This is a genomic window from Parasphingopyxis sp., assembly GCF_052168275.1.
Lineage (GTDB): Bacteria > Pseudomonadota > Alphaproteobacteria > Sphingomonadales > Sphingomonadaceae > Parasphingopyxis.
In genome coordinates this window covers 1-16,965 of the sequence record NZ_JBQLZM010000096.1, presented here as the reverse complement: position 1 = coordinate 16,965, position 16,965 = coordinate 1, and the positions used below count along the sequence as shown (strand labels likewise).

Genomic DNA, 16,965 nt, shown 5'->3' with positions numbered 1-16,965 from the left:
ATCTCTGCGTCAACCAGATCCGCCGCTGGGGCAATGACGAGCAGAAGGCGAAATATCTGCCCAAGCTGATCTCGGGCGAGCATGTCGGGAGCCTCGCCATGTCCGAGGCGGCGGCCGGCTCCGACGTCGTCGGCATGAAGCTGAAGGCCGACGCGGTGCAGGGCGGCTATGTCCTCAACGGCACCAAATTCTGGATCACCAACGCGTCGCATGCCGATACGCTCGTGGTCTATGGGAAGACCGGCGAGGGATCGGGCGGGATCACCGCCTTCTTCATCGAGAAGGACATGCCGGGTTTCAGCATCGGCCAGAAGATCGACAAGGTCGGGATGCGCGGCAGCCCCACCGCCGAACTCGTCTTCAACGATTGCGAAGTGCCCGACGAAAATGTGATGGGCCCGGTAAACGGCGGGGTCGGCGTGCTGATGAGCGGGCTCGATTACGAGCGCGCGGTGCTCGCCGCGATCCAGCTCGGCATCATGCAGGCCTGTCTCGACGTGGTGCTGCCCTATGTCCGCGAGCGCAAGCAGTTCGGCCAGCCGATCGGCAGTTTCCAGCTGATGCAGGCCAAGGTCGCCGACATGTATGTCGCGCTCAATTCCGCGCGTGCCTATGTCTATGCCGTCGCGCGCGCCTGCGACGCCGGACAGACGACGCGCTTCGACGCGGCCGGCTCGATCCTCCTCGCCAGCGAGAATGCCGTGAAGGTCGCGCTCGAAGCCGTTCAGGCGCTGGGCGGCGCGGGTTACACCAAGGACTGGCCGGTGGAGCGCTACATGCGCGACGCGAAACTGCTCGATATCGGCGCGGGCACCAACGAAATCCGCCGGATGCTGATCGGGCGCGAACTGATCGGGGCGGCGGGGTGAGGGCCATTGCAAAGGTCGTTGGAATTCTATGGATGGCCGGCTGCGGTGCTTTGTGGCTTTGGATTGGTTTCGCGAAGCCAGTGTTCGATTGTGAGAGCGGAGCCTCGTGGATGCTTCCGACCCTGCTATGCGATAGCCAATTCGGCTTGACGATGGCCCCGATTCTCCTAGGCGGGATAGGATATGCGATTTGGTATTGGGGTAATCGCAAATCTTGATACGCGGGCGCCTCAAAAAACCCCTCCCCTTCAGGGGAGGGGTTGGGGTGGGGAACACCGCATGCCGTTAAGCGAGCAGGAGATGCTGGAACGCGCCCGTGATTTGAGGAACCGACCGACACCGTTCGAAAAAACCCTGTGGAGCAAGCTATCCCGCTCGCAACTTGGTGGATACAAATTTCGTCGGCAGGCCGTGATAGGCCAGTATATCTGCGATTTCTTTTGTCCGTCGAAAGGGCTGATCGTCGAGGTGGATGGGGATACGCATGATCGAGCTATGGACGAACGTCGCGATGCGGTATTGCGAAACCAAGGTTTTTCGGTCCTGCGCTTTACGAACCGTGATGCCGGAAGCAATGTCGAGGGCGTTTTGGAAGAGATTTTGATGAAACTTGATGCGTTGCCTGATCGATGGGGACAGCCCCACCCCAACCCCTCCCCTGAAGGGGAGGGGCTTTCATGAGCGCGCCCACTCTCGATTCCGCCATCGACACCAGCGGCAGCGCCTTTCGCGCCAATGCCGATCATAATCGCGCGCTGGTCGAACAATTGCGCGCCGATGTCGCCAAGGCGGCGCTCGGCGGCACGGAGAAGCATCGCGAACGGCATGTCTCGCGCGGCAAGCTGTTGCCGCGGGATCGCGTCGAACGCCTGCTCGATCCGGGTTCGCCCTTTCTCGAGATCGGTCAGCTGGCCGCCTGCGACATGTATGGCGGCGAGGTGCCGGGCGCCGGGATGATCGCCGGGATCGGCCGCGTCTCGGGCCGCCAGTGCATGATCGTCTGCAACGACGCGACGGTGAAGGGCGGCACCTACTACCCGATAACGGTGAAAAAGCATCTGCGCGCGCAGGAGATCGCGCAGGAGAATAGGCTTCCCTGCATCTATCTGGTCGATAGCGGCGGGGCGAACCTGCCGCATCAGGCCGAGGTCTTCCCCGATCGCGACCATTTCGGGCGCATCTTCTTCAACCAGGCCAATATGAGCGCGCAGGGCATTCCGCAGATCGCCTGCGTCATGGGCAGTTGCACGGCGGGCGGGGCCTATGTTCCCGCAATGTCGGACGAGACGGTGATCGTGCGCAACCAGGGCACGATCTTCCTCGCCGGCCCGCCGCTCGTGAAGGCCGCGACGGGCGAGGAGATCAGCGCCGAGGATCTCGGCGGCGGCGATCTCCATGGCCGCAAGTCCGGCGTCGTCGATCATGTCGCCGAGAATGACGAGCACGCGCTGACCATCGTCCGCGATATCGTCTCGACCCTGAACGCGCCGCACGACCCCGGCATCAAGCTGGTCGAACCGCGCGCGCCGAAGTTCGACGCCGAGGAGCTGTACGGCATCATCCCGGACGATGTCCGCGCGCCGTACGATGTTCACGAGATCATCGCGCGGATCGTCGATGGCAGCGAGTTTCACGAGTTCAAGGCGCTGTACGGCTCGACGCTGGTCTGCGGTTTTGCGCATATCTGGGGGATGCCGGTCGCCATCCTCGCCAATAACGGCGTGTTGTTCTCCGAAAGCGCGGTGAAAGGCGCGCATTTCATCGAGCTCGCCTGCCAGCGCCGCATCCCGCTGCTCTTTTTGCAGAACATTTCGGGCTTCATGGTCGGCGGCAAATACGAGGCCGAGGGCATCGCCAAGCATGGCGCGAAGCTGGTGACGGCGGTGGCGACGGCGACCGTCCCCAAGATCACGCTGCTGATCGGCGGCAGCTTCGGCGCGGGCAATTACGGCATGGCGGGCCGGGCCTATGGCCCGCGCTTCCTCTTCACCTGGCCCAACAGCCGGATCAGCGTCATGGGCGGCGAACAGGCCGCGAGCGTCCTCGCCACCGTCCATCGCGACGCCGACCAGTGGACCGAGGACGAGGCCGAAGCCTTCAAGGCCCCGATCCGCCAGAAATACGAGGACGAAGGCAATCCCTGGCACGCCACCGCCCGCCTCTGGGACGACGGCATCATCGACCCGGCGCAGACCCGCGATGTGCTGGGCCTGGCCTTCGCGGCGACACTGGAAGCTGAGATTCCGGAGCGGCCAGCGTTTGGCGTGTTCAGGATGTAAGGGGCTTTCGAATGACAGTTTACGATTTTGACCCCTCGAATCTCCCCGATGACTATCTGAGAGCCGTTGGCTTAGTCGTCGTATCAGCGACCGAAACAGAAGCAGTTATGAGAGACTTCATCGGAGCGCTCCTGGGAATCGATAACATCGAGAGCATCGCGATTTGCGCTCAGATGCCTTTTCGGTTGAAGGATGACATCATTCGGACCTTGAACGAACTAAAGGCTCCGTCCGCTAGTGAACTCGATAATCTGGATGACATTTTGGATCAGATCACAGAAGCTATCGAACGCAGAAATGCGATCGCTCATTCTTCATTCCCGATCCATCCCGAGACTGGACAAGTGTTCCGATTCAAAGAAAAGGCTCGCAGGAAACTGAGCGCCGATTGGGTCGAGGTGACCGTTGAAGAATTACTCTCGATTGCAAAAGAAGTTCATGAAGCGGGGTTAGCGCTTCAAGGCTTCATGGCCGAGCGAGGGTTAGGGCCCCGAAAACGCGAGGAGCCACTTCGCGAGCCGATCTCTCGAAAGAAGAAGGCTCGAGATGATCGGCGCGCCGAGTATGGTGAAAAATACTAAAATGGGTCTGATAACTTCTCTCCTCATAGCCAACCGCGGCGAGATCGCCTGTCGGATTATCCGCACCGCGCGGCGGCTCGGCATCCGCACGGTCGCCGTTTATTCGGATGCCGACGCCAGGGCGCTGCATGTGCGCGAGGCGGACGAGGCGGTGCATATCGGGCCGTCGCCGGCGGCCGAAAGCTATCTGGTCGGCGAGAAGATCATTGCGGCGGCTCAGGAGACCGGCGCCGAGGCGATCCATCCGGGATACGGCTTCCTCTCCGAGAATGCGGATTTCGCGCAGGCCGTGCTCGACGCCGGGTTGATCTGGGTCGGGCCGAAGCCGGAGAGCATCCGCGCGATGGGCCTCAAGGATGCCGCGAAGACGCTGATGGACGAGGCGGGCGTGCCGACGACGCCCGGCTATCTGGGAGAGAACCAGGACGTCGATTTTCTCGCCGAGCAGGCCGAGCAGATCGGCTATCCCGTGCTGATCAAGGCCGTTGCGGGCGGCGGCGGCAAGGGGATGCGCAAGGTCGATAGCGCGGACGATTTCTCCGACGCCCTGCAATCCTGCCGCCGCGAGGCCAAGGCGAGCTTCGGCAACGATGTGGTGCTGCTCGAAAAGTGGATCGAGAGCCCGCGCCATATCGAGGTTCAGATATTCGGCGATTCCCACGGAAACGTCGTCCACCTGTTCGAGCGCGATTGCTCGCTCCAGCGCCGCCACCAGAAGGTCATCGAGGAAGCGCCCGCCCCGGGCATGGACGCGGAAACGCGCGAGGAAGTCTGCGCCGCCGCCGTCCGCGCCGCCAAGGCGGTCGATTATGAAGGTGCCGGCACGATCGAATTCATCGCCGACGCCTCGGACGGCCTGCGCGCCGACCGCATCTGGTTCATGGAAATGAACACGCGGCTGCAGGTCGAGCATCCGGTGACCGAGGAGATTACCGGGCAGGACCTGGTCGAATGGCAGCTGCGCGTGGCGAGCGGCGAGGCGCTGCCGTGCAAGCAGGACGAGCTGAGCATCGACGGCTGGGCGATGGAGGCGCGGCTCTATGCCGAAAACCCCGCCGCCGGGTTCCTGCCCTCGACCGGCAAGCTCGAAGCCTTCCGGATCGACGACGGGTTCGTCGGCCGCCGGCTGGATACGGGTTTCGTCGAGGGTGACGCCGTCACCCCGCATTACGATCCGATGCTCGCGAAGCTGATCGTCCATGACGACAGCCGCGACCATGCGATCGAAGCCTTGCAGCGCATGCTCGAGGAAAGCTTCGTCTGGCCGCTCAAGAATAATATGGGCTTTCTCTACGAATGCTTGGATTGCGCCCCGTTCCGGGCCGCCGATCTCGATACGGGCCTGATCGACCGGCTCGGCGAGGCGTTGACCGGCGGCGCCGTCGGTGACGCGCGGATAGCGGTCGCTGCCGAAAAGCTCGGCGCGGCCCGGGAGCCGGGTCTCGGCTACGAGCAGCGCGCGATGCTGACAGGCGTTGCGAATTTCCGGCTGAATGCGCCGCATCGCGCCGAACAGCACGTCTATGCCGACGCCGAACCGCGCACCGTGGCGCCGCCCGACGACGCGGCGCGGCAGGCGGCGGGCTTCAGCATCAGCGACTTGGGAGACGAGGCGCTGCTGGTCAATGAACGCGGGACGACCGTCCGCGTAGCGGCATCGCCCTCGGGAAGCCGAGCGGGCGGAGGCGCCGCGTCCGACGGCTCCATCCTTTCCCCCATGCCCGGCAAGATCATCGCCGTTTGCGTCGAAGAAGGCGATACGGTCGCCAAGGGCGACAGGCTCGTCACGCTCGAAGCGATGAAGATGGAGCACAGCCTTGTCGCGCCGTTCGACGGAACGGTGGCCGAACTGAACGCGGATGTCGGCGGGCAGGTGTCCGAAGGCACCGTGCTGGTGCAGATCGAGGCGGGGGAGGAATAATGTCCGTTTGCCCTGAGCTTGTCGAAGGGCTGTTCTTCTCTTAACCCAACCAAGCAAGAAAAAGGGCAGGGCTTCGACAGGCTCAGCCCAAGCGGAGTTATTCATGGCCGACTACCAGACCATCCTGACCGATCTTGCGGACGGCATCTTCACGATCACGCTCAACCGCCCGGACCGGATGAACGCCTTTACCGAGCGGATGATGCACGAGATGATCGCCGCGTTCGACGAGGCCGATGCGGACGACGATGTCCGCGCGGTGATCGTGACGGGCGAGGGCGACCGGGCCTTTTGCGCGGGCGCGGACCTGCAGGCCGGCGCCGATACCTTCAATTACGATAAACGCCTCGACCGCGATACGCCGATGCAGGAAGACGGGACGGTCGATTGGAACCATCGCGGCGCGCGCGATGGCGGCGGGCAGCTGACCTTGCGCATCTTCAACTGCAAGAAGCCGGTGATCGGCGCGATCAACGGCGCGGCGGTCGGCGTCGGTTCGACGATGACGCTGCCGATGGATGTGCGGCTGGCGGCCGATACGGCGCGGTTCGGCTTCGTCTTCGCGCGGCGCGGGATCGTGCCCGAGGCCGCATCGAGCTGGTTCCTGCCGCGGCTCGTCGGGATCAGCCAGGCCCTGCAATGGTGCTACAGGGGCGACGTCTTCGGGGCCGAGGAGGCGAAGGCCGGCGGGCTCGTCCAGGCGATCCACAAAGCGGACGAGCTGATCCCCGCCGCCCGCGCGCTGGCGACCGCGATGACGGCGGAAAGCGCGCCGGTGTCGGTGGCGATGACGCGCCAGATGCTGTGGCGGATGCTCGGCGCCGCGCACCCGATCGAGGCGCACCGGATGGACAGCCGCGCTATCTGGTATCGCGGGCGGCAGGAGGATGCGAAGGAGGGCGTGGTGTCGTTCCTCGAAAAGCGCCCGGCCGACTATCCGAACACAGTGAGCGCGGACATGCCCGACCTCCACCAGTGGTTCGACGATCCGGAATTTTGATTGATTTGCAACGTCCGTCATTGCGAGGACCCCGGGCTTGATCCGTGGGACGAAGCGATCCAGAGCCGCCTGCGATAGCGCCTGCCGCTCTGGATTGCTTCGCTACGCTCGCAATGACGATGGTAGCTGAACCATTGCCTATCTGCCCCAGGCGATGAAATGCGGATTGTCGAAGCCGCGCTCCTTCTTGCCGTACATCAGCGGGCCGGCCTCGTTCTGGCCTTCGAGGATGTCGACGCGGCCGCCGGCGGCTTCGAGCACGGCCTGGCCCGCGCCCGTGTCCCATTCCATCGTCCGGCCGAGCCGCGGATAGACGTCCGCCGAACCCTGGGCGAGCAGGCAGAATTTGAGGCTGGAGCCGGCGGGGGTGAAGTCCTTGACGCCGATCCGCTCGAGCAGCGCGTCGGTTTCGGGCGAGCGGTGGCTGCGGCTCGCCACGGCGGTCAGATTCTTGTGGAAGGAGGAGCGCGCCTCGATCTCGTGCGGATGTCCGGCCCTCGCGCGATCCTGTCCGGGAGTGACCTCCTGGTAGAAGGCGCCTTCGCCCGTCGCGCCGTAATAGAGCTTGCGGATCGCCGGGGCGTAGACGACGCCTGAGATCGGCCGGCCATGATCGATCAGCGCGATATTGACCGTGAACTCGCCGTTGCGCGAGACGAATTCGCGGGTGCCGTCGAGCGGATCGACGAGGAAGAAGCGGTCGCCCAGTTCCGGAATGCGGCCCTCCGAGGCGGCTTCCTCGGCGAGGATCGGGATATCGGGCTGCGCGGCCGTGAGTCCGGCCTCGATGATCGCCTCGGCGTCCCGGTCGGCAGCGGTGACCGGCGAGCCGTCGCCCTTGGCGCCGGCGTCGAAATCGGTCCGGTAGATCGCGTCGATCGCCGCGCCGGCCTCCAGGGCCAGGTCGATCATCAGGTCGAGATGGGTTTCGCGTTGCAAGATGTATGGCTTCCGTTTGATCGATTCGGTTCAGACCGCAGCACCTGTCATTGCGAGAAGCCGAAGGCGACGCCGCAATGACGGGACCTGCGCCGTCGTGCGTCAGTTCACCTGCCGGTCCTTGCCCTCCCAATAGGGCGCGCGCAAATCCTTTCGCAGGATCTTGCCGCTGGCGTTGCGCGGCATCTCGGCGATCACGTCGACCGACTTGGGCGCCTTGAAGCCCGCGATCCGCTCCCGCACGAAGCCGATCACATGCGCCTCGTCGACCACCTGGTTGGGCTTGGGCACGATGATCGCCTTGACCGCTTCACCCCATTTCTCGTCCGGGACGCCGATCACCGCGGCTTCGGACACATGCGGATGCTCGTACAGCGCATTTTCGACCTCGGCCGGATAGACATTCTCGCCGCCGGTGATGATCATGTCCTTCATCCGGTCGTGGATGTAGATATAGCCGTCCTCGTCGCGATAGGCGGCGTCGCCGGTCCTCAGCCAGCCGTCGGCGTCCACCGTCTCCGCGGTCTTGTCGGGCTGCTTGAAATAATGCGCCATGTTCGCGCCCGAGCGGGTGCAGATCTCGCCGACCTCGCGCACGCCGACCTCCTCGCCATGCTCGTCGACGATCTTGACCTCGACGCCGGGCAGCGGCTTGCCGGCCGAGCGCATCCGTTCGTTGCCCTCCGGATCGTGGTCCTCGGGCGGCAGCACGACGATCGTGCCGGTCGTCTCGGTCATGCCATAGAACTGGCAGAAGCCGGCATTGGGAAAGGCCTTCATGCAGTCGCGCAGCAGCTGGAGCGGCATCGGCGAGGCGCCGTAGTTGATCTGGACGACGCCGCTCGTGTCGGTCTCGGCGGCCTTGGGATCGGTGATCAGCATCTGCAGCGCCGCGGGCACGAGGAAGAAGCGGGTCAGCTGCTTGTTGTGGATGAGGTCGAGGATCTCGCCGGGATTGAACTCGGCGACGATGTTGCAGGAAACGCCCCGGTTCATCGGCGCGATGCCGTAGCCGGTGCCCGCGATGTGCGCGATCGGCATCACCTGCAGCCCGGCCTCGTCCTCGCCCCACACGTCCCAGTGCGGGATTTCGGGCCGGTTCCCGTCGCTGTTCCGGAAGAAATTGCCCTGGGTCAGCACCACGCCCTTGGGATTGCCCGTCGTGCCCGATGTGTAGAGCTGGACCAGCGGATCGCCGCCCCCGGGCAGCGCCTCGAGCTCGGGCGCGTCGCCATGTTTCTCCATGAAGTCCTCGGGGCTGTCGATGCCACAGCCGGGTTCGCTCGCCAGCACCCACCGGATCGCCGGGATTTCCGCCGCCAGCTGCTGGGCGAGGTCCGCGAATTCGGGGGTCGCGACCAGCGCCACGGCGCCCGAATCCTGGAGGATGAAGGCCATCTCCTGCGGCGCGAGCCGCCACCCGATCGGCACCGTGACCGCGCCCGCGCGCGCCGCGCCGAAGAGCAGCGCGAAATAGCGGTCGCTGTTCTTGCCGATCCAGGCGATCCGGTCGCCCTTGCCGATGCCCGCCGCGCGCAAGGCGCGGGACAGGCGGACGGTCGTATCGCGGAACGCGCCGAAGCGCGTCTCCCGGCCTTCGAAGCGATAGCCGACATGATCGGGCTTCCGGTCGGCCCAGTAATCGGCGAGTTCGTTCAGCGTTTCCGCCTCATGTGGTGCGTGCATCCTGATCCCCAATCCGTCGGCGCGCGCGCGCGACCCTCGCATCCGCCGCGCCCGAAAAAATCCTGGCCATCGTCAATATAGACAGCATGGCCTTGCCCGCTTTTGCGGTTTATGGCGTGCCGCAACTTGTATTTGGAAATTGGAGGAAAGCAATGCGCACGGTGGAGCATTTCATTGGTGGCAATGCGGCCGGGGGCGGATCGCGCCAGCATGACATCTGGGACCCGAACACCGGCGAGGTGCAGGCCAAGGTGTCGCTGGGCACGGCGGACGAGCTGCAAAAGGCGGTCGACGCGGCCAATGCCGCGCAGCCGGCCTGGGCCGCGACCAACCCGCAGCGGCGCGCGAGGATCATGTTCGCGTTCAAGGCGCTGGTTGAATCCCATATGGATGAATTGGCCGAACTGCTCTCGTCCGAACATGGCAAGGTGATCGCCGACGCCAAAGGGGACGTGCAGCGCGGGCTCGAGGTCATCGAATTCTGCTGCGGCATCCCGCATGTGCTGAAGGGCGAATACACGCAGGGCGCCGGCCCGGGCATCGACGTCTATTCGATGCGCCAGCCGCTCGGCATCTGCGCCGGCATCACGCCGTTCAACTTCCCGGCGATGATCCCGATGTGGATGTTCGGCGTCGCGATCGCCTGCGGCAACGCCTTCATCCTCAAGCCCTCCGAACGCGATCCGAGCGTGCCCGTGCGGCTCGCCGAGCTGATGCAGGAGGCGGGCCTGCCCGACGGCATCCTCCAGGTCGTCCATGGCGACAAGCAGATGGTCGACGCGATCCTCGACCATGAGGACATCATGGCGGTCAGCTTCGTCGGATCGTCCGATATCGCCCATTATGTCTATCAGCGCGGCACCGAGAACGGGAAGCGCGTCCAGGCGATGGGCGGGGCGAAGAATCACGGCATCGTGATGCCCGACGCCGATCTCGACCAGGTCGTCAACGACCTGGCGGGCGCGGCCTTCGGCTCGGCCGGCGAGCGCTGCATGGCGCTGCCCGTCGTGGTGCCGGTCGGCGACGAGACGGCGGACCGGCTGCGCGAGAAGATGATCCCGGCGATCGACGCGCTGCGCGTCGGCGTCTCGACGGACGGCGAGGCGCATTACGGCCCGGTCGTCACCGCCGAGCACAAGCAACGGGTCGAAAACTGGATCCAGACCGGCGTCGACGAGGGCGCCGAGCTGGTCGTCGACGGCCGCGGCTTCAAGTTGCAGGGCCATGAAAACGGCTTCTTCATCGGCCCGTCGCTGTTCGATCATGTGAAGCCGGGCATGGAAAGCTATAGGCAAGAGATTTTCGGCCCCGTGCTCCAGATGGTGCGCGCCAAGAGCTTCGAGGAAGCGCTCGAACTGCCGTCGAAGCACCAGTATGGAAACGGCGTCGCGATCTTCACCCGCAACGGCCATGCCGCCCGCGAGTTCGCGCACCGGGTCAATGTCGGCATGGTCGGCATCAACGTGCCGATCCCGGTGCCGGTCGCCTATCACACCTTCGGCGGCTGGAAGCGCAGCGCCTTCGGCGACACCAACCAGCACGGCATGGAGGGCGTGAAGTTCTGGACCAAGGTCAAGACGGTCACCCAGCGCTGGCCCGACGGCTCGCCCGATGGCGGCAACGCCTTCGTCATTCCGACGATGGGGTGAGCGGCATATTGATGTGGGAGCTATGAGCATGAAATCATTGAACTTTGCCGTGGCAGTGTCCGCGGGGTGCAGTCTCCTGATCGGTTGCGGATCGGACGATCCGGTGCAGGAAGTGGAGGCCATACAGCTGGATGCCGACCCGGCGGTGCAAGCGGCGGCAGACGGACCGCGAGTCCCGGACCAATTTCTCGGGGTGTGGGACATGGCCGGCGGTGACTGCCGGCGCGACGGTTCGGCGATCGTGATCGAGGCGCGGGCGATCGTGTTTTCCGGTGAGCCAGCCGAAGTTACGGACGTCCGGCATCTCGCGGCTGACTCGATAGAGTTGCGTATCGTCGGCACGCAGAGCGGCGAAGAAGAGCCGCTGGGCTTTACCCTGGGCGAGGGTGGCCGATCCCTGTCGATGGCCGGGCCGGGATTCAGCATGCCTCCGTTGCGCCGGTGCCTCGCGATATCCGCGCTGCCCGGCACAGACCGGCCGGCATAGCGGGCGAGAACGTGGACAAAAGGGTAACCGCCTCTGCATCGCCCTTCGAGAAAGCCTTTGGCTTCTCCCGCGCGATCCGCTCCGGCAACCGCATCCTCGTTTCCGGCACCGGCCCGATCGAGCCCGACGGCAGCTCGACGCCGGGCGACGCGGCGGCGCAGGCGCGGCGCTGTTTCGAGATCATCGAGGCGGCGATTTCGGAGCTGGGCGGCACGATGGCCGATGTCGTGCGGACGCGGATGTTCGTGACCGACGCGGCCGACGGCGATGCGATCGGCGCCGTGCATGGCGAGATATTCGGCGATGTCCGCCCGGCCGCGACGATGGTCGTCGTCGCCGCGCTGCTCCGGCCTGAATGGACGGTCGAGATCGAGGCGGAGGCAGAGCTTATCCGTTGAATAGCCGTCATGCTGAACTTGTTTCAGCATCCACTCTTCGGTTAGGCACCGCATTGTCCGACGATGAAGGGGGCCAGCCGGAATCCGACTTGGGCGAACTTCCCGGTTTGTCGCGGAAGGATAAATGGATGCCGAAACAAGTTCAGCATGACGAGAAAAAGAAAACCCCGTTATAGGAACCGCATGACACAATTCGACCTGACCGACGAACAGCGCCAGATCCAGCAGATGGCGCAGAAATTCACCGCCGACGAGATTACGCCGCACGCCGCCGAATGGGACGAGAAACACATCTTCCCGCGCGACACGATCAGCAAGGCCGCCGAATTGGGCTTCGGTTCCATCTACGTGTCCGAGGAATCGGGCGGGATCGGGCTTGGCCGGCTCGAGGCCGCGCTGATCATGGAGGCGATGGCCTATGGCTGCCCCTCGACCAGCGCCTTCATCTCGATCCACAACATGGCGAGCTGGATGATCGACACCTTCGGTTCGGACGCCGTGAAGCAGAAATATCTGCCCGAGCTCGTCACCTGCGAGCGCGTCGCCAGCTATTGCCTGACCGAGCCGGGTTCGGGCTCCGACGCCGCCGCGCTCAAGACCAAGGCGGTGCGCGAGGGCGACCATTATGTCGTGTCGGGCTCGAAAGCCTTTATCTCGGGCGGCGGCGAGAACGGCGTCTATGTCACGATGGTCCGCACGGGCGAGGAGGGCCCCAAGGGCATTTCCTGCCTCGTGATCGAGAAGGAGATGGACGGCGTCTCCTTCGGCGCGTTCGAGAAGAAGCTGGGCTGGCATTCGCAGCCGACCGCGCAGGTGAATTTCGATTCCGTCCGCGTGCCCGTCGAGAATCGCGTCGGCGACGAGGGCGAGGGCTTCCGCATCGCGATGATGGGGCTCGATGGCGGGCGCTTGAATATCGGCGCCTGTTCCTTGGGCGGCGCGCAGCGCTGTCTCGACGAGGCCGTCGCCTATACCAAGGAGCGCAGACAGTTCGGCCAGGCGATCGCCGATTTCCAGAACACCCAGTTCATGCTCGCCGACATGGAGACCGATCTGCAAGCCGCGCGGATGCTGCTCTACACGGCGGCGGCCAAGGTGACGGCGGGATCGCCGGACAAGACGCGCTTCGCCGCGATGGCCAAGCGGCTGGCGACCGACAACGGCTCGAAGATCGTCAACGACGCGCTGCAGCTGTTCGGCGGCTACGGTTATCTGCAGGACTACCCGATCGAACGGTTCTGGCGCGACCTGCGCGTGCATTCGATTCTCGAGGGCACGAACCAGATCATGCGCATGATCGTCTCGCGCGACATGCTGCGGCAATAGATTGGCGCGCCACCGTCATCCTGAACTCGTTTCAGGATCCATTTCTCCCCTCGCAATTTCGATGCGGGGTTGAGAAATGGCTTTGCGGTTAAGCGACGATTAGGGTTGGACTATATGGCTGATAGTCAGGTGCCCGGCTGATACATGGATGCTGAAACAAGTGCAGCATGACGTAATGGAAACAGGAGATTTCATGGCCGACTACGAAACCATCCTCGTCGAACAGCGCGGCGCGGTCACGCTGGTCACGCTGAACCGGCCCGAGGCGCTGAATGCGCTCAACAACCAGGTGCTCGAAGAGGCGATCGACGCATTCGCGGCGTTCGATGCGGACGACAGCCAGCGCTGCGCCGTCCTCACCGGCAGCGAAAAGGCCTTCGCGGCGGGCGCCGACATCAAGGAAATGTCCGAACAGGGCTTCGCCGACATGTACGGCGCCAACCATTTCGGCGGCTGGGAACAGGTGACGCGGACGCGCAAGCCGTGGATCGCGGCCGTGGCCGGCTATGCGCTGGGCGGCGGCTGCGAGGTCGCGATGATGGCCGATTTCATCATCGCGGCGGACAACGCCAGGTTCGGCCAACCCGAGATCAAGCTTGGCGTGACGCCGGGCATGGGCGGTTCGCAGCGCATGGCGCGCGCGATCGGCAAGGCCAAGACGATGGAAATGTGCCTGACCGGCCGGATGATGGACGCCGCGGAGGCCGAGGGGCTGGGGCTCGTCGCCAAGGTCGTGCCGGCGGACGATCTTGTCGACGAGGCGGTGAAGACGGCGGAGACGATCGCCGGCATGGGGCCGCTCGCGGCGATGGCGACCAAGGAGATGGTCAACGCCGCCTTCGAAACGACGCTCGCCCAGGGCATCGCCTTCGAACGCCGCCTGTTCCACGGCCTGTTCGGCTCGGAGGACCAGAAGGAAGGCATGGCCGCCTTTGTCGAGAAGCGCGAGGCCAAGTGGACGGGGAAATGAGCGCCAGCACTTTCGTCATTGCGAGCGCCGAAGGCGCGCGGCAATCCAGAGCCGCAAACGGCGTCGCCCGCCGCTCTGGATTGCTTCGTCGCTTCGCTCCTCGCAATGACGGTTTGCCGATGCTCGGTGTCGCAGGAGAAGGAAAATGACCACAATCGCCTTTATCGGGCTCGGCCATATGGGGAGCGGGATGGCCGCGAACCTCGCCAAGGCCGGGCACGACGTCGCCGCCTTCGATATCTCGGAGGAGGCGCTGGAGGCCGCCAAGGCCAATGGCTGCCGGATCGCCGCTTCGGGCGCCGACGCGGTGAGCGGCGCCGAGGCGGTCGTCACCATGCTGCCGGCGGGCAAGCATGTCCGCGCCGTCTATGCCGACGACGTGTTCGACAATGCCGATCCCGGCACGCTGCTGCTCGATTGCTCGACGATCGACGTCGCGACCGCGCGCGAGGTCGCCGAACAGGCGGCGGCCAAGGGGCTGCTGATGGTCGATGCGCCGGTTTCGGGCGGCATCGCGGCGGCGGCGGGCGGCACGCTGACCTTCATGGTCGGCGGCAGCGAGACCGCGTTCGAACGCGCCCGGCCGATCCTCGAACAGATGGGCAAGGCGGTGATCCATGCCGGCGAGGCCGGGGCGGGGCAGGCGGCCAAGATTTGCAACAACATGCTCCTCGGCGCGACGATGATCGCGACCTGCGAGACCTTCAACCTCGCCCAGTCGCTGGGCCTCGACCCGCAGACCTTTTTCGACATTTCGAGCCAGGCCTCGGGCCAGAGCTGGTCGATGACGAGCTATTGCCCGGTCCCCGGCGTCGGCCCCGAAAGCCCTGCCGACCGCGATTACGAAGGCGGGTTCGCCGCGCCGCTGATGCTCAAGGACCTCAAGCTCGCGATGGAGGCCGCCGACGAGGCCGGGATGCGCACCCCGATGGGCGCCAAGGCGCGGGCGATGTACGAACAGTTCGTCAAGCATGGCGGCGAGAAGAAGGATTTTTCGGGCATCATCAAGTTCCTCGAAGCCAGTTCGACCGACGGTTAGAGGACGGCATTAAGGAGAGGACCGCGCGATGGCCAAAACAGCACTGGTAACAGGCGGCACCGGATATATCGGCGGCGAGGTCATCGACCAGCTGCTCGCCCGGGGCTGGACGGTCCATACGACGGTGCGGTCCAGGGCGAAGAGCGAGCAAAGGCTGCGCGACCGCTGGCCCGATGCCGGGGACCGGCTGAAGATCTTCGAAGCCGATCTGGAGGACGATGCCGGCTGGGCCGAAGCCAATGCCGGGTGCGATGGCGTCGCCCATGTCGCCTCGCCCTTCCCACTGGCCGTGCCGGATAACGAAGACGAGCTGATCGTCCCCGCGCGCGAAGGCACGCTGCGCGCGCTGCGCTTCGCCCGGGAGGCGGGCGTCACGCGCTTCGTCCAGACCTCGTCGGTCGCCGCGATCGCCTATGGCCATGACGACAGCCGCACCGAATTCGACGAAAGCGACTGGACCAATATCGAGACGCCCGGCGTCGCCCCCTATACGAAATCCAAGACGATCGCCGAGCGCGCCGCGCGCGACTGGGTCGAGGCGCATGCCCCCGACATGGAATTTTGCAGCGTCAACCCGACCGGCGTGTTCGGTCCGGTCGTCAATGGCGATCTGTCCACCTCGATCGAGCTGATCAAGCGGCTGATCGACGGCAGCATGCCGATGATCCCCGAAATGGGCATCGGCGTCGTCGACGTCCGCGATGTCGCGAAGATCCATGTGCTGGCGCTCGAAGCGCCGGCCGAGAAAGTGCGCGGCGAACGCTTCGCGGCGGCCAACGGCTTCATGTGGACCCGCGAAATGGCCGAAGTGATCCGTGCGCGGATGGGCGAAAAGGCGCGCAAGGTGCCCCGGCGCAAGATGCCGTACATCATGGTCAGCATCCTGGCGCTGTTCATGCCGGCGATGAAGCAGATCAAGAGCAACATCGGCAAGAAACGCGTCACGTCCGGCCGCCATGCCGCCGAAACGCTGGATTTCGACTATATTCCGGCCGAACAGACCATCGTCGATACCGCCGAAAGCCTGATCGCGCAGGGCATCGTGAAAGTCTGATCCGTTGATTTTCACCGCGGTTCCTGCTTCGGCAGCCGAGCCGGCACGTTAGGGGAGAGCTATGCAGGACGTTATCGAAGACCTAGAAAAACGGCGCGAACAGGCGCGGCTGGGCGGCGGGCAGAAGCGCATCGACGCGCAGCACGCCAAGGGCAAGCTGACCGCGCGCGAGCGGCTCGAGGTCCTGTTCGACGAGGGTTCGTTCGAGGAACTCGACATGTTCGTCGAGCATAATTGCGTCGATTTCGACATGCAGGACCAGATCGTGCCCGGCGACGGCGTGGTCACCGGATCGGGTACGATCAACGGCCGGCTCGTCTATGCGTTCAGCCAGGATTTCACCGTGTTCGGCGGCTCGCTCAGCGAACGCCATGCCGAGAAGATCTGCAAGGTCATGGATACCGCGATGAAGGTCGGCGCGCCAGTGATCGGCCTCAATGATTCGGGCGGCGCGCGCATCCAGGAGGGCGTGGCGTCGCTCGGCGGCTATGCCGAGGTGTTCCAGCGCAACGTGCTCGCCTCGGGCGTCGTGCCGCAGCTCAGCCTCATCATGGGCCCCTGCGCGGGCGGCGCCGTCTATTCGCCCGCGATGACCGATTTCATCTTCATGGTGAAGGATTCGAGCTACATGTTCGTCACCGGACCCGACGTCGTGAAGACCGTCACCAACGAGGTGGTCACGCAAGAGGAACTGGGCGGCGCGGTCACTCATACGACCAAGTCGGGCGTCGCGGACGTCGCGTTCGAGAACGATATCGAGGCGCTGA

At 64.7% G+C, this 16,965-nt stretch carries 16 protein-coding genes; 14 read left to right on the top strand and 2 right to left on the bottom strand.

Annotated features, from left to right (window positions below; genetic code table 11):
* The 6 genes from ACTS1X_RS08610 to ACTS1X_RS08585 form a co-directional block, all read left to right on the top strand.
* Nucleotides 1-869 (top strand): acyl-CoA dehydrogenase family protein (locus ACTS1X_RS08610; RefSeq protein ID WP_442613978.1); only part of this gene is annotated, 869 nt, incomplete at its 5' end.
* A gap of 279 nt (nucleotides 870-1,148) precedes the next feature.
* Nucleotides 1,149-1,550, top strand: a complete 402-nt coding sequence (locus ACTS1X_RS08605; RefSeq protein ID WP_442613977.1) for an endonuclease domain-containing protein — start codon at nucleotides 1,149-1,151, stop codon at nucleotides 1,548-1,550.
* Nucleotides 1,547-3,148 (top strand): carboxyl transferase domain-containing protein, encoded by a 1,602-nt coding sequence (locus ACTS1X_RS08600; protein ID WP_442613976.1) that lies wholly within the window; start codon nucleotides 1,547-1,549, stop codon nucleotides 3,146-3,148. Before ACTS1X_RS08605 ends, ACTS1X_RS08600 begins: the two co-directional genes overlap by 4 nt.
* Nucleotides 3,149-3,159: 11 nt before the next feature.
* Nucleotides 3,160-3,729, top strand: a complete 570-nt coding sequence (locus ACTS1X_RS08595; protein ID WP_442613975.1) for a hypothetical protein — start codon at nucleotides 3,160-3,162, stop codon at nucleotides 3,727-3,729.
* Nucleotides 3,730-3,736: 7 nt separating this feature from the next.
* The gene (locus tag ACTS1X_RS08590; RefSeq protein ID WP_442613979.1) at nucleotides 3,737-5,650 is read left to right on the top strand and encodes an acetyl/propionyl/methylcrotonyl-CoA carboxylase subunit alpha; all 1,914 of its coding nucleotides are present in this window, start codon (nucleotides 3,737-3,739) and stop codon (nucleotides 5,648-5,650) included.
* Nucleotides 5,651-5,753: 103 nt separating this feature from the next.
* Nucleotides 5,754-6,650 carry a crotonase/enoyl-CoA hydratase family protein gene (locus ACTS1X_RS08585; RefSeq protein ID WP_442613974.1) on the top strand — a complete coding sequence of 299 codons (897 nt, stop codon included), beginning with the start codon at nucleotides 5,754-5,756 and terminating at the stop codon, nucleotides 6,648-6,650.
* Nucleotides 6,651-6,788: 138 nt separating this feature from the next.
* On the opposite strand, the gene cysQ is transcribed toward ACTS1X_RS08585, so the two are convergent.
* On the bottom strand, nucleotides 6,789-7,589 hold the full coding sequence (cysQ, locus tag ACTS1X_RS08580) for a 3'(2'),5'-bisphosphate nucleotidase CysQ (protein WP_442613973.1): 801 nt from the start codon (nucleotides 7,587-7,589) through the stop codon (nucleotides 6,789-6,791).
* 102 nt (nucleotides 7,590-7,691) lie between these two features.
* A complete protein-coding gene (locus ACTS1X_RS08575; protein ID WP_442613972.1) occupies nucleotides 7,692-9,275 on the bottom strand; it encodes a long-chain-fatty-acid--CoA ligase in 1,584 nt (527 codons plus the stop codon).
* A 152-nt stretch (nucleotides 9,276-9,427) separates the two neighbouring features.
* Between ACTS1X_RS08575 and ACTS1X_RS08570 the strand changes: the two genes are divergently transcribed.
* The 8 genes from ACTS1X_RS08570 to ACTS1X_RS08535 all read left to right on the top strand — a co-directional run.
* Nucleotides 9,428-10,924 carry a CoA-acylating methylmalonate-semialdehyde dehydrogenase gene (locus ACTS1X_RS08570; protein WP_442613971.1) on the top strand — a complete coding sequence of 499 codons (1,497 nt, stop codon included), beginning with the start codon at nucleotides 9,428-9,430 and terminating at the stop codon, nucleotides 10,922-10,924.
* A 28-nt stretch (nucleotides 10,925-10,952) separates the two neighbouring features.
* The gene (locus ACTS1X_RS08565; RefSeq protein ID WP_442613970.1) at nucleotides 10,953-11,411 is read left to right on the top strand and encodes a hypothetical protein; all 459 of its coding nucleotides are present in this window, start codon (nucleotides 10,953-10,955) and stop codon (nucleotides 11,409-11,411) included.
* Nucleotides 11,412-11,422: 11 nt separating this feature from the next.
* A complete protein-coding gene (locus ACTS1X_RS08560) occupies nucleotides 11,423-11,809 on the top strand; it encodes a RidA family protein (RefSeq protein WP_442613969.1) in 387 nt (128 codons plus the stop codon).
* A gap of 183 nt (nucleotides 11,810-11,992) precedes the next feature.
* Nucleotides 11,993-13,135, top strand: a complete 1,143-nt coding sequence (locus ACTS1X_RS08555) for an acyl-CoA dehydrogenase family protein (protein WP_442613968.1) — start codon at nucleotides 11,993-11,995, stop codon at nucleotides 13,133-13,135.
* Between the two features lie 193 nt (nucleotides 13,136-13,328).
* A complete protein-coding gene (locus tag ACTS1X_RS08550; protein WP_442613967.1) occupies nucleotides 13,329-14,105 on the top strand; it encodes an enoyl-CoA hydratase in 777 nt (258 codons plus the stop codon).
* 145 nt (nucleotides 14,106-14,250) lie between these two features.
* Nucleotides 14,251-15,144 (top strand): 3-hydroxyisobutyrate dehydrogenase, encoded by an 894-nt coding sequence (gene mmsB / locus ACTS1X_RS08545; protein ID WP_442613966.1) that lies wholly within the window; start codon nucleotides 14,251-14,253, stop codon nucleotides 15,142-15,144.
* A gap of 28 nt (nucleotides 15,145-15,172) precedes the next feature.
* The gene (locus ACTS1X_RS08540) at nucleotides 15,173-16,198 is read left to right on the top strand and encodes an SDR family oxidoreductase (protein WP_442613965.1); all 1,026 of its coding nucleotides are present in this window, start codon (nucleotides 15,173-15,175) and stop codon (nucleotides 16,196-16,198) included.
* Nucleotides 16,199-16,259: 61 nt separating this feature from the next.
* A partial coding sequence (locus tag ACTS1X_RS08535) for an acyl-CoA carboxylase subunit beta (RefSeq protein ID WP_442613964.1) occupies nucleotides 16,260-16,965 on the top strand: 706 nt, incomplete at its 3' end.